The following is a 19,328-nucleotide window of genomic DNA, read 5'->3' as shown; positions in this document are numbered from 1 at the left end:
CAAAATCTCTTTGGCATAAATCACCATGAGCTGATCCCCGTAAATGATGTTGCCGAATCTGTCCACCACACCAATGCGGTCGGCATCCCCGTCATAGCCGATGCCAAGGTCCAGATTATATTTTTTCACCAGGTCGATCAGGTCTGTCATATTTTTTTTCTGGGTGGGATCGGCCTCGTGGTTGGGAAAGGTGCCGTCCGGATCGCAGTAAATCTCATGGACCTGGCAGCCCAGTCCCCGCAGTACCGGTAACGCAGTGATGCCGCCGGTGCCGTTGCCGGCATCAATGCCGACCCGGATGGTCTTTTTCAGCGTGATGTTCTCCTGGATCATGGCTATGTATGGAGAAATTACATCTGCTGTTGTCAGCGTGCCCTGGCCCCGGGTATATGCCTGGTCTTCAATGATCTTGCGTATATCCTGCAGTCCGTGGCTGTGGATGGAATCCAGCCCGCTCATCAGTTTGAACCCGTTGTATTCCGGTGGATTGTGGCTGGCCGTAATCATGGCCCCGCCTTCAAGATCAAGTTGGTGAATGGAATAGTAGAGAACCGGGGTGGGGCAGACACCGATCTCCACCACATCGCATCCTGCGGACAATACCCCGTTAATAAATGCCTTTGAATAGGCTTCAGAAGTGATGCGGCAGTCCCGGCCAACAGATACTTTTTTTCGGCCCTGTCCCATGAGCATTGATCCATACGCCTTTCCTACAGCATGTGCGTCCTCTTCGGAAATCTCTTCTCCTGCAATGCCGCGGATGTCATATTCCCTGAATATTCCAGGATGCATAGTAACCTCCCTTATATAAAATTTGAAACAAGCGCCAGAATTCCGGCCAGCCAGCAATAGGGCGCAAAAAGATGAAACTTTCCGGTATTCACCAGCTTTAATAAGAGTTTTAATGCTGCCAGCCCAACAATGAATGAAGCAATTGTACCACAAATGGTGGCGGGGTCAATGTGGCCCCCGGATTCTACCAGGTCTTTTACGCTGATCACTTGGGCACCGAGAATAGCGGGGATGGATAAAAGAAAGGAGAACCGGGCGGCTGTTTTTCTTTCCAGTCCGGTAAAAAGTCCGGTGGCAATGGTGGATCCGGACCGGGAAATGCCGGGAATAACGGCAATCCCCTGGACTATGCCGATGATAAAGGCCCTTGAAATGGTCAATTGTTCACCCTTTTCGATTCTGTAGTAACGTCTGGATACCCACAAAAGTCCCCCGGTTACGATAAGCATGGTCCCCACCAGTAAAGACGAGGTAAACAGAACGTCTTCAAATTTCTTCAGGGAGAATCCGATAATTGCCGTGGGTACTGAACCAACGACAATGGCGGCGGCCAGGGCCAGATTTGTTTCATGCCCGGAAGTGTTCCGGGTTCCGGCGTAGTATACCAGGCTTTTTAAAATTCCTTGGATATCTTTAAAATATACAATAAAAATTGCAAGCAGTGTTCCCATATGTACGGATATATCAAAAATAAGGCTGTTCTCAGTAATGTTGAAATAGATTTGTCCAAGAACCAGATGGCCTGAACTGCTTACCGGCAGGAACTCTGTAAGCCCCTGAAGGATACCTAAAATTATACCTTGATAAATCTCCATATTCTTATCCTGACTTGAGTGTTGTAGTAAATTAGAAAGTTATGAACCAAGCCTGGACGTATATAATTGTTTGCTTGAAATTGCAAGGTTATAGGGGCTTCACATTTACCTCATATTAAAAAAGAACAGTTGATTTCATTTGTTTTCTTTTGTAGAATATTTTAAATTCTTTGTACGGGTAATCACCAGTTCTAACAAGAATTTAACATTAATTTCTGAAAAAAAGGAGATCAGATGAACAAGAAACGTTTCGTGCAAACCTTTTTAACCATTATCGCCGTGCTTTTTCTGTTTGGTTGCGCGGCTAAGGAACCTGTAGGGCTTCCTTCATTTTCCGCCAAACAATTTGATGCGTCCATGTATCGGTCCAAAGTGGATAATTTTGTTATTATTTTGGATGCCTCCAGCTCCATGGAAGACGACTGCATGGGCAATCCCAAATTGATGGTTGCCAAAGCCATTGTAGAACGTATGAACATGACCCTTCCTGAACTCGGACAGATTGCGGGTTTGAGAAGTTTTGGGCATGCAGATTCCATCTCTAAAAACGAGACTGAACTGCTGTACGGCATGGAAGAGTACAACTCTGCAGCCCTGGCTGAAAAACTCGGTGCGATCTCAAAAGCCGGCGGCTACAGCCCCTTTGGTTCTGCCATGTTGGCCATGGGTACTGACCTCGAAAGCCTTTCCGGAAAAACAGCCGTTATTATTGTTTCCGACGGTATGGACATGAAAGCTGACGCAGCACAGGCCACCTCCGTTAAAGAACAGTATGGCGATGCTATTTGCTATTACCCCATTCAGGTTGGCAATGATGAAGAAGGTACTGCATTCCTTTCTCAGATTGCAAGTATTGGCGGTTGCGCGAGTCTGATCAACGCCAGTGAACTTATGGATCCCGAAGCAATGGCTGCTTTTGTTGAAAAGGTTTTCCTGGAAAGAGGCATTGCTGCTGCTCCTGCTGCTGCTAAACCCATGGACAGCGACGGTGACGGCGTACTTGATCCCGATGATCAGTGCCCCGGAACGCCCGCAGGTGCAAAAGTGAATACAGTTGGCTGCTGGATTCTTGATAATGTATTGTTTGATTTTGACAAAGACGTGATCAAACCTGAAACGTTTGCACAGCTTGATGCCGTTTATGAAATTTTGGAAAAAAATCCTGCAATGAGTGTTGAACTCCAGGGCCACACCGATAATATCGGTACTAAGAAATACAACATGGGCCTCTCCCTGAGACGTGCGAACTCCGTTGCCAAATACCTGGCAGACAAAGGTATTTCTCGCGACCGCCTGGCCACCACAGGTTTTGGTTTTGATAAACCTGTTGCCCTGAACAGCACAGACTTTGGCCGTTCTCTGAATAGAAGGGTTGAAATTCATCCATACTAAACGCTAAGATTCAGCGGTTAAAGCCGATACTTAAGTAAGCAAAAATCCCTGCCGGACATTGGTTCGGCAGGGATTTTTGCTTGATTTTGCTCGTGCTCAATTCATAGTTTGGCGCAAGAGCAGGGGTACGATTAAGTATCAATTTGTGAGAAACATATTTCCCCGTCCGGCTTCAAACTCTTCCAGCGCCTTGATGGACATGCTGGCAAAGGGTATCGCTTCCAGCCGCGGCAACCCGATCTCATCGCCGGTCAGTTCACAGTATCCGAAATTGCCGTCATCAATACGGGCTAACGCGTGATCCACCTGCACAATCATATCCGAATGGCGTTCAAAACTTTTCAACTCAAGTTCCAGGTCAATATATGAGTTACTCCGGTCAAGGATATCGGCCTGGGTGGCTTCAAGGGTTTTAATTTTTTCTATGGATTTGGTGATTCTGTTGTGCAGCTCACTCTTTCGCTGCATCAGTTTGCCCTTAAAATAAGCAAGTTGTCCCTTGCTCATATAGGGCTCATTGTCCAAAGGAATATAGCTGTCCGAAGATACTTGCGAAACCTGTGCCATTTTCTGTATTTACCTCCATGACAAAAGAATTTAGGAAAGTTACAGAAAAAGATTTACCAGGCAAGGGTTAAAAAGCCATTATAACCCTGTTAGATTATCGTTTTAGAATCGAATAGTTCCTGGCCGGTTTTCTCCACTCCATATCCGCCTAACGCCATGACCCGTTGCTTAAATTGCTCTGATCGAATCGCACAAAGAAGGGCCTGGACTTTTGGCAGATTATAATAAACTTCAGGGATGACCAGGTCGTAAGATTCAGTAACAACAGGCAGGAAATCCAGCTTTAGGGCCAGGGCTGCAGCCTTGATGCCAAGCCCGGCCCGTGCCCGGCCTGATAATACTGCCACCGCCACGGACATGTGGGTATATTCTTCATTTTCATAACCTGGGACATCTGCCGGGGACAGACCGTTTTCCTTTAAGCTGAAATCAAATAAAATCCGGGTACCCGAGCCGGGCTGGCGGTTGATGAAGGCCAGTTTTTTTTCAACAATATCTGAAAGCTTTTTTATATTGTCCGGGTTGCCTTTGGGCAGAATCAGCCCCTGCCGGCGCATCACGAGATTGACCAGGCGCACCGGTATATCAGGCAGGTATTTTTTAATGTATGAAATATTGTAGGTGCCGTCATCGGGGTCCAGCAGGTGACAGCCGGCCATGTGGCAGCCGCCCTTTTTAATGGCCATCAGTCCGCCCATACTTCCCACATGGCTGGAAGAGATGCCCATGCCCGGATGTTCTAGACGGATTTGATCCGCAAGAAGGTCGAGGGTATTGTCATGGGAACCTGTGATCACCACCGTATTCTCAATGGATTCCAGGGGCCGAAGCAGATGGGCCCGCACTTTTTCGCCGGCTTCAAGACCTTCAACATGCTGCGGAATTCGTATGATGCCGTCGGCTTCGGTCAGGGTGGTGATACTGCCCGAACCCCGGGGCAGCTGGGATGACATGAGGCGGCCGTCCACGGAACCGATTTTTACCCTTAAAAATTCTTCCTGGCCTAATTTAGACGCTACTTTTCTGACCGGTGAAACCTCCACCACATCCCGTCTTATCGGGGGCAGATGCTGCATGGCCAGCAGCAGCGGTCCTGCAAACATTTCAAAGGCAACAATGGCGGATACCGGATAGCCGGGGATTCCAAAAACAGGGGTATTTGAAATCCGGCCGAACATCAGGGGTTTGCCCGGCATCATGGTCACTCCGTGGACGTAAATCTGCCCTAAATTTTCAATTACCGGTTTTGAATAATCCTTTGAGCCGGCAGAAGAGCCGCCCAGGATCATGATCATGTCATAGCCCTGATCCACGCCATCGGACACGGCAGTCTGAATAGTCTTAAGATCATCTTCAAGCATAGGAGTTACCGCGGCATCCGCTCCGTGGTCGGTGCACAGCGCAGTCAATACAGTGGTGTTGGACTCCACAACATCACCGGGAGTCATGGTTTCCGGCGTTACATCCTGCCAGCGCTTAAGTTCCGAGCCCGTTGGAATAATAAGCACCGTGGGCCTTTTCCTCACCGACACCTTGAACACCCCGCCGGACAACAGTGCGCCCATGGCATAGGCATTGATTTTGTGGTCCCTGGGAAACAGCAACTGGGTGGCCACCATATCCTCACCCATTTTTCGGACATACTGCCAGGGAAAAGCCGGTGCCTCAATTTCAATGGTATTTTCATCCAGGACATTGAGGTTTTCAATCATGATCACTGAATTGGTCCCCTCGGGGAGCACATGGCCGGTATTGACCCAGAACGCGGTTTTTCCAATAGTCAACGACTTTGGGGCTTCATCACTTGCTCCGAAGGTGGATTTGGCATCCACAGCCACACCATCCATGGCTGCGGCATGAAAATTCGGAGAAGATATGGCAGCCACAGCAGGTGCCGCCAAAACCCTGTTCCGGGCCTGTACCACATCCAGGGTCTGTACCCCTGTTTCCAGATGACCGAATTTTTCGAACAGGCACTCCAGGGCCTCCTCAATTCCAACCATATTTAAATAGACATTACGTTTTGTTTCCATACAGCCCTTTCTATTTTAACAGGATGATATCGACCATTCTGCCTTTTTCCAAGCCTTCTACGTGCTCACTGATCTCAAGCAGCCCATCCGCCTGGACCATGGTCCGGATCAATCCTGATTTGCCAAGAATGGGGCGGGCCACAAGATCCCGGCCATCTTCCTCCAGCACCACGCGTATAAAATCCCGCCTACCCTGGGAAGATGCCAGATTTCGGGACAACCGGGCCGATGTTTTCACCTGGAGAACCGGCCGGGACAATCCCCTTAGGCGGTGGAGAAACGCCGTCACCACGACCTGGAATACCACCATGGCAGAGACCACCTGGCCGGGCAGCCCCCACATCGGCGTGTGACCGGAGCGCGCCAGGATGGTGGGCTTGCCAGGGCTTACGGAAATACCGTGGACCAGAATTTCCGTATCCGGAAGATTTGACAGTACCTCAACCGTATAATCCCTTGTGCCCACAGAGGAGCCGCCGGAAAGCAGCACCATGTCCGTGTGGGCCAAGGCTTTTTTACACACGGATTTCAAAGCGTCTGGATCATCTTTTACGATGCCGTACCGAACAGGCTCGCCCCCTGCCTGGGTCACCAGGGCAGACAAAGAATAAGAATTAATATCGCGTATGTTGCCGGGTTCAGGTGATTTATCCACAGGAATCACTTCATCCCCGGTGGAGATGATTCCCACCCTGGGCACCTTATATGTCCAGATTCGGGTGTGCCCCAACCCCGCAGCCAGGCCGATTTCCTGGGGTCGCATCAGACGGCCTTTTTCAATGACGGTTTGGCCCTTTGCAAAATCTTCGGTTACATCAATCACATGCTGCAGCGGGGCCACGGATTTATAGATTTCAATGGACTGTTCGTCTATTGCCTCGGTGTGCTCCACCATCACAACCGCATCTGCACCGGCAGGCAGCATGCCGCCGGTGGAGATCCGGGCGGCTTCTCCCCGTGCCAGTTCAAAGTCCGGAATATCGCCCATGGCAATTGTACCCTTAATGCTCAGCCACGCAGGTCCGGATTCCGACGCCCCGAAGGTGGACGCAGCGTTCACCGCATATCCATCCATGCAGGAGCGCCTGAATCCGGGCAGATTTTCGCCGGCAACCAGATCCTTGGCAAGAACCCTTGAAAAGGCATCCAGGGTGTGCAGCTCTTCCATGCCCACAGGGGAGAAAAGCCGGGTCATCCCCAGGACGTCGCCCAGGGATTTTACTTTGAAAAAACCGGTCATTTTAAAACGTCTTTTACACGGGCCATGGCCTTGGCTACATTTTCAGGACTGTTAAATGCAGAAATTCTTATGTACTGGGTGCCACACCGGCCAAAGCCCTGGCCCGGAGTGCAGACCACGCCCGCCTTGTCCAGCAGGAGATCAAAGAATTCCCAGGAATCCCGGCCATTACCGTCAATCCAGATGTATGGGGCATTTTCGCCGCCTACATGGTCAAACCCAAGCTCTGTCATGGTCTGGCGGACCACCCGGGCATTGGCCAGATAATAATCAATGTTTGCCTTAATCTGGGCTTGCCCTTCCTGGCTGTAAACGGCTTCGGCTGCCTTCTGCACCGGATAGGAGACGCCGTTGAACTTGGTGGACTGCCGACGGTTCCACATGTCGTGTAAAGAGACCTTGGCGCCGTTGGCCGTATAGATCATGCAGGCTTTGGGCACCACCGTAAACCCGCATCGGGTGCCTGTAAAACCGGCTGTCTTAGACAAGCTTCTGAATTCCACGGCAACCTCTTTGGCTCCGGGGATTTCATAAATGCTTCTGGGAAGATTCTCATCCCGGATAAAGGCTTCATAGGCGGCATCAAACAGGATAAGGGCTTTATTTTCCCGGGCATAATCCACCCAGGCGGCAAGTTGATCCCGGGTGGCAGTGGCGCCTGTGGGGTTGTTGGGAAAACAAAGATAGATTAAATCCACGGGGGCGTCGGGCAGATCGGGCATAAACCCCTTTTCTTTCAGGCAATCCATATAAACAATGCCCTGATACCGTCCCTCCTTGAATCCACCTGTTCTGCCGGCCATGACATTGGTATCCAGATACACCGGATACACCGGATCCGGAATGGCAATGGTAATATTATTGGAGAACAATTCCTGGAAATTGCCTGTATCGCATTTGGCCCCGTCGGACACAAAAATTTCATCGGCATCTATATCTGCACCCCTGGACTGGAAATCAACGGCTGCAATGGCCTGTCTCAAAAAAAGATATCCCTGCTCCGGCCCATACCCTCTGAATGTCGCGTCTTGGGACATTTCATCCACAGCTCTTTTAAAGGCTTGAATAACAGCAGGGGGCAGCGGCAGGGTAACATCACCAATGCCAAGGCGAATCACCTCTTTGTCGGGATTGCTCTCCTGGTATAGTTGAACCCGTTTGGCTATATCTGCAAATAAATATGATGCATTCAGTTTGTTGTAATTCTCATTGGCTGTGATCACGGGTAAATTCCTTATTTTGTTTATATGAAAGTTTCAATTAAGTTGTATTGTGTTTGTCAATTTGTGTTTATCTAAGATAATATCTGGTTTTAGTCAAAACAGGCACTGATGTCAATTTAATGCAAACGAAAACATCCTGATCTGTTGTATCTTTATAGCTTGGCACAATTTTTCGGTATTGTGATTCTTCACAAAAAACATTATCTAACGTTGCCTTAATAAAGATCGCAGATGAAACAAATTGAGCAGACGTCGGGTCGATAACACAGGTCTGATGAAACAGTAAAAAGCGGACGGAATATGAAAATTGATTTTCCTGGGGAAGAAATTCAAAGGGTGGAAAATAAAAGAAGGAAGGGATACGATGAATATTAATCCTTTCCCCTTTTTGTTCAGTGCCCTTGGCAAATTTATTTATGCAAGGATGGGCTGGACTTACGATCCGTTGCCTGCCTATTGGGAACCCAGATGTGTGGTCATTGGTTTTCCCCATACAACCAACATGGACACGGTCCGTGCACTGACCTATATCAAAATTGCCGGGATTAATGCAAAACTGCTGATCAAATCCAAGTGGTTCTTTTTTCCCATGTCAATTTTTTTAAAAAGTCTTGGGGGCATTCCGGTAAAGCGAGACAAGTCCTACGGATTTGTGGACGGCGTGATTAAGAAATATGAAAAAAATGAGGACCTGGTGGTGGCAATGGTGCCCGAAGGTACCCGCAAGTCGGTCTCCACAATCAAGACCGGATTCTGGTATGTTGCCAAAGGTGCCAATGTTCCTATTATCTGCTGGTATTTGGACAACCAGATGAAAAGAACCAGATGGCTGGGCAAAATACATCCTGGTGAGAGCCTGGAGCAGGACCTTCACAAAATAGATTCAATTTATAAACGTGCCGGATTTTCAATTCCCTCTAAAATTAAAAATTAGGTAACTTTCACTGTTTCTAATTGTGTGTAAAAAATAGATGGCGATAATATTATTTCATATTTGTATTTTGTAAATAGTGAAATTTTTTCGTATTTGTATTTAATGGAATATAGGTGTGTTTCTATGGGTAAAATCTAATTTTTTAAATATTTATTTAGTGTCGTCCGTATTCCTGCATGGCGCCGCCTGTCCACAAACATTTTTGTTGGCAAAATAAAGATTGACAGTCGTAATAAGTGTCTTTATTTTTCTAGTTTCGAAATTTTGACCCGCAGTCTTTTGGCTGCTTAAAGATAAAGACCATAAGGAGTTAAAAATATGTGTCGTCTGTTTGCAATCACCAGCAAGGAACCTCAGTCGCCCATGCTGGCCATCAAAGCCCTTGAAGTGATGAAGGAAGGGCACGATGGCTCCGGCGTGGGGCTTTTGCTCCAGGACCTTGGTGGCACCTTTGAAGAGATGAAAGATGCGCCGATTCTTTCGGGGATCTTTACTGAAGAAGGCATCCGCCGTCTGGACCTTTTCATGATGGATCTTGGTTTCATGACCAAGCATAAAGTCTCTTTGAAACCACCGAAAACCCGGGTGGAAGGTATTCCCAGACGACATGTCTATCTGATCAGGGCCTATGAACTTCCCGAAGGCTGGGATGCATTGACCCAGGAAGAATTGGCCGTAAAACTTCTGGCGGTACGGCTTAAGATTCGGGAGATGGGTGAAGAGAAAAATGACATGATCGTGTTTTCCTTTTGGCCGGACACCATCATGATCAAAGAGATCGGAGATCCCATGAAACTGGCCGAATACCTGGGCCTTGACAGAAAAGAGCTTCAAGCAAGGATTATCATGGCCCAGGGGCGGCAGAACACCAACTACGCCATTAATCTTTACGCCTGCCATCCGTTTTTTATCAAGGGGTACTGCACCATGACCAATGGTGAAAACACGGCGTTTATCCCCATCAAGGATTTTCTCTCCTCACGGGACGTCCCTGGCTATACGGGCTATCAGTCCGATTCCGAGGTGTTTGCCCATATCCTTCACTTTGCCATGGAAGAGCTGGGCTTAGGCATTGACGGGTATAAACATGTGATCACGCCGCTCCAGCGTGATGCCCTTGAGATGCATCCCAATTTCGAATTTCTGCATCATTTGAAAAAAACCTGCCGCCCCTTAATTATCGACGGCCCCAATATGGTCATCGGCACCCTGCCGGATCACTCCATGTTTATGGTTCAGGACCGCAAGAAACTGCGGCCCGGCGTGGTGGGAGGCAAGCCGGGTATGTTTGCCTTTTCATCCGAGATCTGCGGACTGGACGCCGTTATACCTGACAGAGACAAAACCATGGATATTCAACCCATGCACCTTGATACAGTTATTGTAAGCCCTGAGCGGCAGGAGGTAAATATATGTCGTCAAACAGAACCCTTGAACCTTCCTCTTTAAGTCTGAACGATCTGCCCTGGCAGATTGAATATAATAATGACCGGTGTACCCTGTGTGGTCAGTGTACGGCTGTGTGTCCGGTCAATGCCATCTCTCTTCATCCGTTTCAGAAACGGATTATAAAGACGTCTGTGGGCAAAAATGCCGAGCAAAGTAATGCCTATGATACTTTTTACGGTATCCGGCAGGACACCCGGGTTGAAAATGCCTGCATCGGCTGCGCCATGTGTACTTTGGTCTGTCCCAATGAGGCCATCCGGCCCAAGAAAAATCCGGGCCTGGACAGGATGAAATTTCATATTGACCAGCATGGTGTTCCCCGGCGCAGAGGCGGCCGGCGCAACGATTCGGGGTCGATACTCGACAGAATCAAGTTCACCAGAATTTCCATGCTTACAGACCCGGCCCTGGATGCCGGGCGCCATGAATTTGAGATGCGCACCCTGTTAGGACGGGTGCTCCCCCCCAGGGAAAATATGAAACAATTGCGGGAAAAGGGCTGGATTCCACCGGTCAGGGAGATTTATCCTTTGATCATCGGCGGCATGTCTTTTGGCGCATTGTCCCCGACCATGTGGGAAGGTTTGCAGATGGGGGTTGCCTATCTGAACGAAGAGATGGGCATGCCCGTTCGCATCTGTACCGGTGAAGGGGGTTGTCCGCCGCGGTTACTGCGCTCCCGTTTTCTTAAATATGTCATCCTGCAGATTGCTTCGGGCTATTTTGGTTGGGATGAGATCATTCACGCCATCCCGCATATGAAGGAAGACCCCTGCGCCATTGAAATCAAATACGGTCAGGGTGCAAAACCCGGTGACGGCGGCCTTTTGATGTGGCATAAAGTCAATAAGCTGATTGCCGCTATCCGGGGCGTACCCCAGGGTGTCAGTCTGCCCAGTCCTCCGACCCATCAGACCCAGTACTCCATTGAAGAGTCCGTGGCCAAGATGATCCTGTCCATGTCCATGGCATGGGGGTTCAGGGTTCCGGTATATCCAAAAATTTCCGCCTCATCGACCTCCCTTGCGGTTATGAACAACCTGACGCGTAACGAATATGCGGCAGGGCTTGCCATTGATGGCGAAGATGGCGGCACCGGTGCTGCATACGCCGTTTCCATGGACCATATGGGGCACCCCATCGCCAGCAGTGTCCGGGACAACTACCTGAATCTGATATCCATCGGCAAACAGAATGAGGTCCCCATCTTTGCCGGCGGTGGTATTGGTAAAAACGGCAATATTGCCGCCAATGCAGCTGCCCTGATTATGCTCGGGGCATCCGGGGTCCAGATCGGAAAGTATGTGATGCAGGCCGCAGCCGGCTGTGTAGGCACGGAAGAAGACCGGTGCAACGTATGCAACCTGGGCATCTGTCCCAAGGGTATCACCTCCCAGGATCCAAGGCTATACCGTCGCCTTGATCCCGAAGATGTGGCCCAGCGTCTGGTGGATATTTTTGTCTCTTTTGACACGCAGCTCAAAAAAATTGTAGCACCCTTGGGGCGTTCCACCTCCCTTCCCATCGGCATGTCCGATGCACTGGGAATTGATGATAAAAACATTGCTGACCGCCTCAGTATAAAGTACGTGGTGTAAAGGAGGACGGGATATGAAAAGAAGCGACTATATTTTTGTAGCAGGTAAACGAGACGAAAAACGGATCTCCTCGCGGGTGCTTGAAGAGATTATTCAACAGCACGCCAAAAAGGGCAACAGAAAGCTTGAAATCCAGGCTTTTGGTCAGCACGGCATTGGCGGACGACTCTGGGAGTCAGCCCCCGACACGATGGAGATCCGTATCATTGGTCACTCGGGCCAGCGCACAGGTTCCCTGGGCACACCCTATACCAGAATAGAGATCATGGGTCCGGCCTCGGATGATATTGGCTGGCTCAATGCCGGTGCTGAAATCATTGTGCATGGATCGGCCTCCAACGGAGCCATGAACGGTGCAGCCCAGGGCAAGGTCTTTGTGGGCGGCTGTATTGGCGCCCGTGGCATGACCATGACCAAGCGTAACCCCAGATTTGAACCACCCGAGTTGTGGGTACTGGGGGCGGCAGGGGATTACTTCGGCGAATTCATGGCAGGCGGCATTGCTGTTGTCTGTGGCGTAAACGCGGCTAATCCGGATCAGCTTCTGGGCTACAGACCTCTGGTAGGCATGGTGGGCGGAAAGGTTTTTGTGCGTGGCGAGGCCCAAAGTTATTCGGACAAGGATGCCAAGGAAGTGGACCTTGATGATAAGGAGTGGGAATGGCTGATCATGGGTCTTAAGGATTTTTTGAAGAAAATCAAACAGCCGGATCTGTTTAAAGAGTTGGCTGTACGAAAAGCGTGGCGGTTGTTTGAAGCCAAAAATCCCCAGGAAAAGGCAGATGGGCCGGATCGAAAGTCCATGTCGTGGTTCAGGGAACAGGTCTGGGATATGGAGCTTGGCCGCGGCGGTCTGATAGGAGATCTTCAGGAAACGCAAAAGGGTACCGTGCCGGTTATTACCAAGGGTGAGTATAGAAGATATGTCCCGGTCTGGGAGCAGGGAAAATATATCTCCCCCTGTCAGGCATCCTGTCCTACCGGAATTCCGGTCCAGCAGCGCTGGGCCATGGTCCGGGCTGATAATATTGACGAAGCCATATCCATGGGTCTTGAGTACTCCCCGTTCCCGGCCACTGTGTGCGGTCACCTGTGCCCCAGCCCGTGTATGGCATCCTGTACCCGAAATATGTCCTATATGGCACCCATCAATGTTCGTCTTCTGGGGCAGGCTGCCCAGAATATCAAACCGCCAAAACCGGCCCAAGAAACCCAGAAAAAAGTGGCTGTCATCGGTGGCGGCCCGGGTGGTATTTCTGCTGCCTGGCAACTTACCATGAAAGGACACACCGTCACGATATTTGAAGCCGGTAAGACCATTGGCGGAAAAATTTCTGCTGTAATTCCGGAATCCCGAATTCCTGCCGATACCCTGAATGCGGAACTTGACCGGATAAAGTCTTATATAAAGGATATAAGACTGGGAGAGAAAATTGATGCGGAAAAGTTCAATGAGATAAAAAACAGCCATGACTATGTTGTGGTGGCTGCTGGTGCAAAAAAACCCAGATCCCTTCCCATCAAGGGCGTGGAGCGGGCTCTCTTTGCCAATGATTTCCTTGAGCAGGCCAAGGCGGACAAGATAAAACCAGGCAAAAAGATCGTGGTCATCGGTGCCGGTAATGTGGGCTGTGATGTGGCCACTGAAGCGCATCGACTGGGTGCTGTTGATATAACCCTTATTGATGTCCAGAAACCGGCTGCATTCGGCAAGGAAAGAGAGGATGCCGAAAAATGCGGTGCTCAATTCCGCTGGCCCTTATTCACCAAAGAGATTAATGCCAAAGGCGTTGAACTTCAGAGTGGAGAAATTCTGCCGGCCGATACAGTGGTAATTTCCATTGGAGATGTGCCTGATCTCTCCTTTCTTGGGGAAGGGATTGAGCTTACCAGAGGATTTGTCAAGGTGGATGAGACTGGTCGGTCTTCGGATGAAAAGGTTTTTGCCATTGGGGATGCTGTAGGTCCGGGACTTATCACCGATGCCATCGGGGCAGGCAGACGGACAGCCACGGCCATTGATCAGCTCCTCAAGGGCCAGGTGCCGGATATCGAAAGTCTTGCCCCCATGATTGATACCCAGCGTGTAAGTCTGACCTATTATAACCCCCGACAGGATGCCGACAATATAGAATCGTGCGGTGAGGACTGCGCCTCCTGTGGAAATTGCAAGGATTGCGGTATCTGCGTGGCAGTTTGTCCAGAAGCGGCCATCAGCCGGAAGGAAAAGGAAACCGGTTTTGAATACGTGGTCGATGAATCCAAATGCATTGGATGCGGATTTTGCAAAGGGGCCTGCCCCTGCGGTATATGGGAACTGATACCCAACACGCCTCTGATGTAAACAAAACAATAATTAGGATCAAATCAACGCGTTGATTTGATCCTAATTATTCATAACCGCAGATAATTTTTCATCTTTGATATCCCCGGAATAATGGTCTGGGTTCATTTATACCCTCAATCCGTCGGTTATTGACATCCACAAATTCAGCAATGGTTTCCGCGTCCGAAGCCAAAAAAATTTCTTTCCAGAATTATTTTTTCCAGAAGGTTATATTTACCAACCCCTGTTAGTTCGATCTTTTCCTTTAACCCTGTTTTTTTCAAGGGGAAATATGAAAATGGTGCTGTCCTTAAACAGCACCGTTTCTCTTATGTTTTGCGTGAACGCCTAAACTCGTTATTCAGGTTGCTTTCATGTTTTGTTGTGGGCTGAATCCGGGTGTGGATGGACCAGGGTCAGCCCGTGGCGATTATACCCAAATTCCTTTCTTTGGCGGATTGCCATACGAATCGAAAGAATCTCCATTCGCCTTCAATACTGCTTGGAGGTCTTCCACAGTAAATTCAAAACCATCTTCCTTTGCCATGGAACAAAATTTTTCGATTGAAAAACAGTTGTCGTACTTTACACGGAATTTGCGGTCATCTGCACCTTTATCTAAAAAAGCCTGAACGTTTTCTTCTGACATTTTACTTCTCCATTAATTAATTGGTTAAATGGTTAAATAACTACAAAAAGAATGCAAACAGTGTTCCATTATTAATAAAAAATACCCGTGTTTTTTATATCTTTGCAGTATCACTGCAAAAATTCTTTTTTTTATGTGTTTTTAAAACGGCAATAGTAGCTTGAAAATATGGCTTGACATTGTTTTGGCGTCGATGCTAATTGTAGCCATGTGCTGATCTGGGATATTGATACCCCAGTTCGACCCAAAATAACACATAAAAGTAATGAAATTGTGTGTTTTTGCTTTCATTTAAAACGATAGATACAAAAAAGGAGTATTTGATGTGAAAAAGATATGCGGAATTAACATTTTTGTTCTTTTTGTGGTGCTGGTGTTTATTGCGCAGGCCCACGCCGACCAAGTGCGTGTTTCAGTGGCAAAAAGTCTGAGTAATTTGTGCAATAATTTGATCGTAAAGTTTCAGGCGCAGCATCCGGATGTCAAAATTGTTCCAAATTTTGCGTCAGCTGGCGCTTTGGCAAAGCAAATAGAGCAGGGGGCGCCTGCAGATATCTATATTTCTGCCAACCCGAAGTGGATGACATATTTGATTGAAAAGGGTAAGATTAAGACAGATACCGAAAAAATATTTGCCCACAATGCGTTGGTTTTTGTGGGTAAGTCAAGTACGGATGCCCATTCCATGGGCGATTTGCGGAAATTGACGCGTATTGCCATAGGTAGTCCCAGCAGCGTGCCGGCCGGGCAGTATGCAAAGCAGGCGATGGATAAAGAGGGGATATATGATGAAATGCTCAAGAACGGACAACTGATCATGGCAAAAGACGTTCGCCAGGCGCTGATCTATGCCGATCGGGGAGAGACCGACGGTGCGTTTGTTTACAAAACAGATGCGATGCTCGCCGTCAGTGCCAAGATTCTGTTTGAAGTGCCCCGTGAGTTTTATAATCAGGTAACCTATCCGGTTGCAATGACAAAGGAGAGTGACGGGAATGCCGATGCCAAGCTCTTTTATGACTATATTGTTTCTGAAGCGGCCCATCCGGAAATGGTCCGGCTTGGTTTTACATTGCCCTGATATTGGTTATGGCAAGTGAGATTGCGATGTTGTCACTTTCTTCCCAGGATCTGTCTGCCATTGTGCTTTCCCTGAAGGTCGCCTGTTCAGCGACCTTGATTTCCACCCCCTTTGGTATTGCTTGCGGTTATTTTCTTGCCTTCGGCAAAACCAGAGGGAAAGCGGTGGTGGAAGGGATTATCAGTCTGCCGTTGGTTTTGCCGCCGGTTGTGGTCGGATATTTGTTGCTGCTCTCCTTCGGGTCCAACGGTATCATTGGTAAATTTTTGAACATGTTGGGTATCCAGGTGGTTTTCTCTCTTACCGGTGCGGTCATTGCCTCGGCGGTTGTCGGGTTCCCCCTGATGGTCCGTTCGATCCGTATCGGTATGGAGGCGGTGGACCAATCCTATGTTTCCGTGTCACGAACCCTTGGTGCGGGATGGTGGGACAGTTTTTTTACCATTGTCCTGCCATTGAGCGGCCGGGCGATTTTTGCCGGGATGTCGTTGATGTTTGCCAGAAATCTTGGTGAGTTCGGGGCAACCGTTATCCTTGCCGGCAATATCCCGGGGGTGACACAGACAATTCCCCTGGCAATCTATGAATATACCTCTGTTCCGGGTGGCGACCGGATGGCGCTGACCCTTTGTCTGGTCTCCATCAGCCTTTCTTTTGCCATCCTGCTTGTTAGTGAGGGCATAAACAGCAGGTTTGGGAGACGATAGCGGTGCAGTTGGATGTTGAGTTAAAAAAAAGTTTCAAGGATTTTACCCTTGATGTTGCATTCAGCCTCTCCTCATCAAGGACGGGGATTTTCGGTCCGTCAGGGAGCGGAAAATCAACGATTATGCATCTGCTGTCTGGTCTGGATCTGCCGGACAGCGGTTATATTCGATTGGGTGATACGGTTCTTTTTGATGCAAAGAAAAAAATTAATTTGAAGCCGGATCTGCGCAACATCGGTGTTGTGTTTCAGCATGCCCATCTTTTCCCTCATATGAACGTGAAAAGAAATCTTTTCTACGGGTATAAACGGGTTAACCCGGAAAATAGACAGATTGATCCTGATGACCTTTTTGAGGTTCTCGGTATTGCGCAGCTCTTATCACGAGATGTTTCCACCCTGTCAGGCGGGGAACGGCAGCGGATTGCCCTGGCAAGGACGGTTCTGTCAAATCCTCGGTTCATCCTGATGGATGAGCCGCTTTCGGCTTTGGATGAGGGGCATAAATTTCAGATTATTCCGTATTTGAAAAATGTCTTCAACAATTACGGTATCCCCATGATTTTTATCAGTCATTCGGTGCTGGAAATGCGGATGATGACCGATGAGGTTCTGGTTATCGAAAAGGGCCGTATTCAACAGCACAACTCCACTGAAGAAATGGTAAAAAAATCGTGGAATTGTGGTCTTGAAAGTTACGTCAACCTGATTCATCTGGGTGTCGCTTCCTCTTACAAGGATCTGTTTCGCTATAAGTGGGGAGATACTACTCTTATTCTCACTGAATCTGGAGAGCGTGAAGAAAATCTCTTTGAACTCGATTCACGGGATATTCTTCTTTTTAAACGTCATCCTGAAGCAACAAGCGCTAGAAACCTTTTGCAATGTATTGTGACGAATATATATAGTAGCGGAAATCGTGTGCGTGTGGAGCTTGCCTGTGGCAATGAACACCTGATTGCCCAGATCGTTCCCGAATCGGTACGTGAGCTGGGAATTGAGAAAAGCACAATAGTGGTGGCGGCAATAAAGGCATCGGCGTTCAAGAAGATATTCTGACAAAAGTCCCTTTTTACCATATCGCCGACACGATGAAATTTAAGCTTACGCTTGGAAGCAATAGGCGGAATTGTTTAAGACAGATAAGACAGAAATGGAGGACCCGGGGCTTAGTATTGATTTAAAAAGCCCGGGCCCTGGATTTTTTTTTAAGAAAAATGATAGTAATCAGGCATCTAACATGACGCTGGTTGCTTTAATTACAACGGTCACTTCTTTTCCTGCTGCAATTCCCAATTTTTCTACGGAGTTGGTTGTAATGGCAGACGTAATCTCCACGCCCGGTGCAATCTCAACGATGGCCTCGGCCATTACCTGGCCTTTTTTAACTTCCTTAACAATACCCTTGATAAGATTTCTTGCGCTTAATGTCATAACAAATCTCTCCCTATCAATTATTTATATTTTATTGCTGCAAGCTTCAGCAAAGCTGAATATATATTACAGCAGTAGCAGTAAGTCCCCTTTATGCGATGTGAGAATTATAAGTATTCAGATGCTCTCGCTTGTATGCTATAGATTCAGACAGTGAATTAATTTCCTGAAAAAGTCAACTGGAAATAATCCGATTCGATTATGGTGCTTATATATGTCATCAAAATTAAAAGAGGTTCGAACAGAATATCAAAAGGAGTTAGAATATGGAAATTTTCATTAAAGACGCACGCCCTGCGGACATTGATCAGATGGTGCCCCTGCTGGCCCAGCTGTTTGCAATAGAACAGGATTTTGAATTCAATTCCGAGGTCCAGACCCGGGGGCTGCGACTGATGCTGGACGGCTGCGGCAAGCACAGAACAGTGAAGGTCGCATGGGTGAATGACACAATTGTCGGAATGTGTACAGCCCAGGCTCAGATTTCAATGCTCCAGGGAGCTATTAATGCCGTAGTGAATGATCTGATTGTGGATCGTGCATACAGAAAGAAAGGGGTTGCCACTCTTTTGCTGTCAGCCATTGAACGCTGGGCTGGAAACAAAGGGATCAAGTGCATTTCCCTGCTCGCAGAAAAAGATGATCAAGATCGTCTTGATTTTTATAGTGAACAACACTGGGAACGCACTTCATTGATCTGTCTGGTTAAATCTCTGAATTAATAACTTCCGTAAAAGCACGAACAAAAATTCGGTGCAAAGTGCTGTAGTGTTGATCTTTCCGTCTCTCTTAAATCGGGAAGATCTCCTCACATATTTGTTGGCGAAAAAAATAGACCCAAGACAAAAAGTTTCATTTTTGTGTTTATCGGATTTGCTCCCTGCTCAAAGGCCATATTCGTTGGCATTCTGCTCATTCTTAGTAAAGCTTCACAAAAATCTATTTTCCCGCGCAAAACCATTTTTGTGATAGATAATCTATTTACAACCAATTAATTACATATTTGGGCTAATATTTATTTCATTTTTGTACCGTAATCCCTTTTTGAATGTTTTTGTAACATGAATAAAAAATTTTTTTTATTCAAAA

General features: G+C 48.0%; 16 protein-coding genes and 1 pseudogene. 9 read left to right on the top strand and 8 right to left on the bottom strand.

The features are described 5' to 3' along the window. A pseudogene (locus B3D59_RS08605) lies at positions 1-792 on the bottom strand (phosphomannomutase); the annotation flags it as partial. Between the two features lie 11 nt (positions 793-803). Further along, positions 804-1,607: an undecaprenyl-diphosphate phosphatase gene (locus tag B3D59_RS08600; RefSeq protein ID WP_286819001.1), complete on the bottom strand. Its 804-nt coding sequence runs from the start codon at positions 1,605-1,607 to the stop codon at positions 804-806. 234 nt (positions 1,608-1,841) lie between these two features. Here B3D59_RS08600 and B3D59_RS08595 point away from each other — a divergent pair, with 234 nt between their 5' ends. Beyond that, a complete protein-coding gene (locus tag B3D59_RS08595) occupies positions 1,842-2,999 on the top strand; it encodes an OmpA family protein (protein ID WP_286819000.1) in 1,158 nt (385 codons plus the stop codon). A gap of 138 nt (positions 3,000-3,137) precedes the next feature. On the opposite strand, the gene B3D59_RS08590 is transcribed toward B3D59_RS08595, so the two are convergent. The 4 genes from B3D59_RS08590 to B3D59_RS08575 all read right to left on the bottom strand — a co-directional run bounded on the left by B3D59_RS08590 (position 3,138) and on the right by B3D59_RS08575 (position 8,062). Beyond that, positions 3,138-3,566: a TraR/DksA family transcriptional regulator gene (locus B3D59_RS08590; RefSeq protein WP_286818999.1), complete on the bottom strand. Its 429-nt coding sequence runs from the start codon at positions 3,564-3,566 to the stop codon at positions 3,138-3,140. Between the two features lie 89 nt (positions 3,567-3,655). Next, positions 3,656-5,599, bottom strand: coding sequence for a molybdopterin biosynthesis protein (locus tag B3D59_RS08585; protein ID WP_286818998.1), 1,944 nt, complete (start codon positions 5,597-5,599; stop codon positions 3,656-3,658). A 10-nt stretch (positions 5,600-5,609) separates the two neighbouring features. Next, positions 5,610-6,839 (bottom strand): gephyrin-like molybdotransferase Glp, encoded by a 1,230-nt coding sequence (glp, locus tag B3D59_RS08580; protein ID WP_286818997.1) that lies wholly within the window; start codon positions 6,837-6,839, stop codon positions 5,610-5,612. After that, the gene (locus B3D59_RS08575; protein WP_286818995.1) at positions 6,836-8,062 is read right to left on the bottom strand and encodes an LL-diaminopimelate aminotransferase; all 1,227 of its coding nucleotides are present in this window, start codon (positions 8,060-8,062) and stop codon (positions 6,836-6,838) included. The genes glp and B3D59_RS08575 overlap by 4 nt, the downstream gene beginning before the upstream one ends. Before the next feature lie 364 nt (positions 8,063-8,426). On the opposite strand from B3D59_RS08575, the gene B3D59_RS08570 reads away from it, so the two are divergent. From B3D59_RS08570 to B3D59_RS08555, 4 genes are all read left to right on the top strand, one after another. Continuing rightward, a complete protein-coding gene (locus B3D59_RS08570) occupies positions 8,427-8,996 on the top strand; it encodes a 1-acyl-sn-glycerol-3-phosphate acyltransferase (protein ID WP_286818992.1) in 570 nt (189 codons plus the stop codon). 318 nt (positions 8,997-9,314) lie between these two features. Beyond that, entirely contained in the window at positions 9,315-10,445 is a 1,131-nt protein-coding gene (locus tag B3D59_RS08565; RefSeq protein ID WP_286818991.1) for a glutamate synthase, read from the top strand. Next, complete coding sequence (locus tag B3D59_RS08560) at positions 10,409-12,043, top strand: glutamate synthase-related protein (protein ID WP_286818990.1); 1,635 nt, start codon at positions 10,409-10,411, stop codon at positions 12,041-12,043. Before B3D59_RS08565 ends, B3D59_RS08560 begins: the two co-directional genes overlap by 37 nt. Before the next feature lie 13 nt (positions 12,044-12,056). Then, positions 12,057-14,387, top strand: a complete 2,331-nt coding sequence (locus B3D59_RS08555) for an FAD-dependent oxidoreductase (protein ID WP_286818987.1) — start codon at positions 12,057-12,059, stop codon at positions 14,385-14,387. 412 nt (positions 14,388-14,799) lie between these two features. Here B3D59_RS08555 and B3D59_RS08550 read toward each other — a convergent pair whose 3' ends face one another. After that, a complete protein-coding gene (locus B3D59_RS08550; protein WP_286818986.1) occupies positions 14,800-15,018 on the bottom strand; it encodes a Nif11-like leader peptide family natural product precursor in 219 nt (72 codons plus the stop codon). A 325-nt stretch (positions 15,019-15,343) separates the two neighbouring features. Here B3D59_RS08550 and modA point away from each other — a divergent pair, with 325 nt between their 5' ends. The 3 genes from modA to modC are packed head-to-tail and all read left to right on the top strand — an operon-like array spanning position 15,344 to position 17,864. Next, positions 15,344-16,099: a molybdate ABC transporter substrate-binding protein gene (gene modA, locus B3D59_RS08545; RefSeq protein WP_286818985.1), complete on the top strand. Its 756-nt coding sequence runs from the start codon at positions 15,344-15,346 to the stop codon at positions 16,097-16,099. Between the two features lie 8 nt (positions 16,100-16,107). Then, entirely contained in the window at positions 16,108-16,806 is a 699-nt protein-coding gene (gene modB, locus B3D59_RS08540; protein WP_286818984.1) for a molybdate ABC transporter permease subunit, read from the top strand. A gap of 2 nt (positions 16,807-16,808) precedes the next feature. Further along, positions 16,809-17,864, top strand: coding sequence for a molybdenum ABC transporter ATP-binding protein (gene modC, locus B3D59_RS08535; RefSeq protein ID WP_286818983.1), 1,056 nt, complete (start codon positions 16,809-16,811; stop codon positions 17,862-17,864). Positions 17,865-18,032: 168 nt separating this feature from the next. On the opposite strand, the gene B3D59_RS08530 is transcribed toward modC, so the two are convergent. Next, entirely contained in the window at positions 18,033-18,239 is a 207-nt protein-coding gene (locus tag B3D59_RS08530; RefSeq protein ID WP_286818982.1) for a TOBE domain-containing protein, read from the bottom strand. A 266-nt stretch (positions 18,240-18,505) separates the two neighbouring features. On the opposite strand from B3D59_RS08530, the gene B3D59_RS08525 reads away from it, so the two are divergent. Further along, positions 18,506-18,961 carry a GNAT family N-acetyltransferase gene (locus B3D59_RS08525; protein ID WP_286818980.1) on the top strand — a complete coding sequence of 152 codons (456 nt, stop codon included), beginning with the start codon at positions 18,506-18,508 and terminating at the stop codon, positions 18,959-18,961. Positions 18,962-19,328: the final 367 nt, after the last annotated feature.

The organism is Desulfobacter sp. UBA2225 (genome assembly GCF_002348205.1).
GTDB lineage: Bacteria > Desulfobacterota > Desulfobacteria > Desulfobacterales > Desulfobacteraceae > Desulfobacter > Desulfobacter postgatei.
The sequence above is the reverse complement of the archived record's forward strand: the minus strand, read 5'-3'. Positions and strand labels throughout refer to the sequence as shown.

Coding starts and splice junctions, on each gene's coding strand:
- B3D59_RS08600 (WP_286819001.1), bottom strand. CDS start 1,607: ATGGAGATTTATCAAGGTATAATTTTAGGTATCCTTCAGGGGCTTACA.
- B3D59_RS08595 (WP_286819000.1), top strand. CDS start 1,842: ATGAACAAGAAACGTTTCGTGCAAACCTTTTTAACCATTATCGCCGTG.
- B3D59_RS08590 (WP_286818999.1), bottom strand. CDS start 3,566: ATGGCACAGGTTTCGCAAGTATCTTCGGACAGCTATATTCCTTTGGAC.
- B3D59_RS08585 (WP_286818998.1), bottom strand. CDS start 5,599: ATGGAAACAAAACGTAATGTCTATTTAAATATGGTTGGAATTGAGGAG.
- glp (WP_286818997.1), bottom strand. CDS start 6,839: ATGACCGGTTTTTTCAAAGTAAAATCCCTGGGCGACGTCCTGGGGATG.
- B3D59_RS08570 (WP_286818992.1), top strand. CDS start 8,427: ATGAATATTAATCCTTTCCCCTTTTTGTTCAGTGCCCTTGGCAAATTT.
- B3D59_RS08565 (WP_286818991.1), top strand. CDS start 9,315: ATGTGTCGTCTGTTTGCAATCACCAGCAAGGAACCTCAGTCGCCCATG.
- B3D59_RS08560 (WP_286818990.1), top strand. CDS start 10,409: ATGTCGTCAAACAGAACCCTTGAACCTTCCTCTTTAAGTCTGAACGAT.
- B3D59_RS08555 (WP_286818987.1), top strand. CDS start 12,057: ATGAAAAGAAGCGACTATATTTTTGTAGCAGGTAAACGAGACGAAAAA.
- B3D59_RS08550 (WP_286818986.1), bottom strand. CDS start 15,018: ATGTCAGAAGAAAACGTTCAGGCTTTTTTAGATAAAGGTGCAGATGAC.
- modB (WP_286818984.1), top strand. CDS start 16,108: ATGGCAAGTGAGATTGCGATGTTGTCACTTTCTTCCCAGGATCTGTCT.
- B3D59_RS08530 (WP_286818982.1), bottom strand. CDS start 18,239: ATGACATTAAGCGCAAGAAATCTTATCAAGGGTATTGTTAAGGAAGTT.
- B3D59_RS08525 (WP_286818980.1), top strand. CDS start 18,506: ATGGAAATTTTCATTAAAGACGCACGCCCTGCGGACATTGATCAGATG.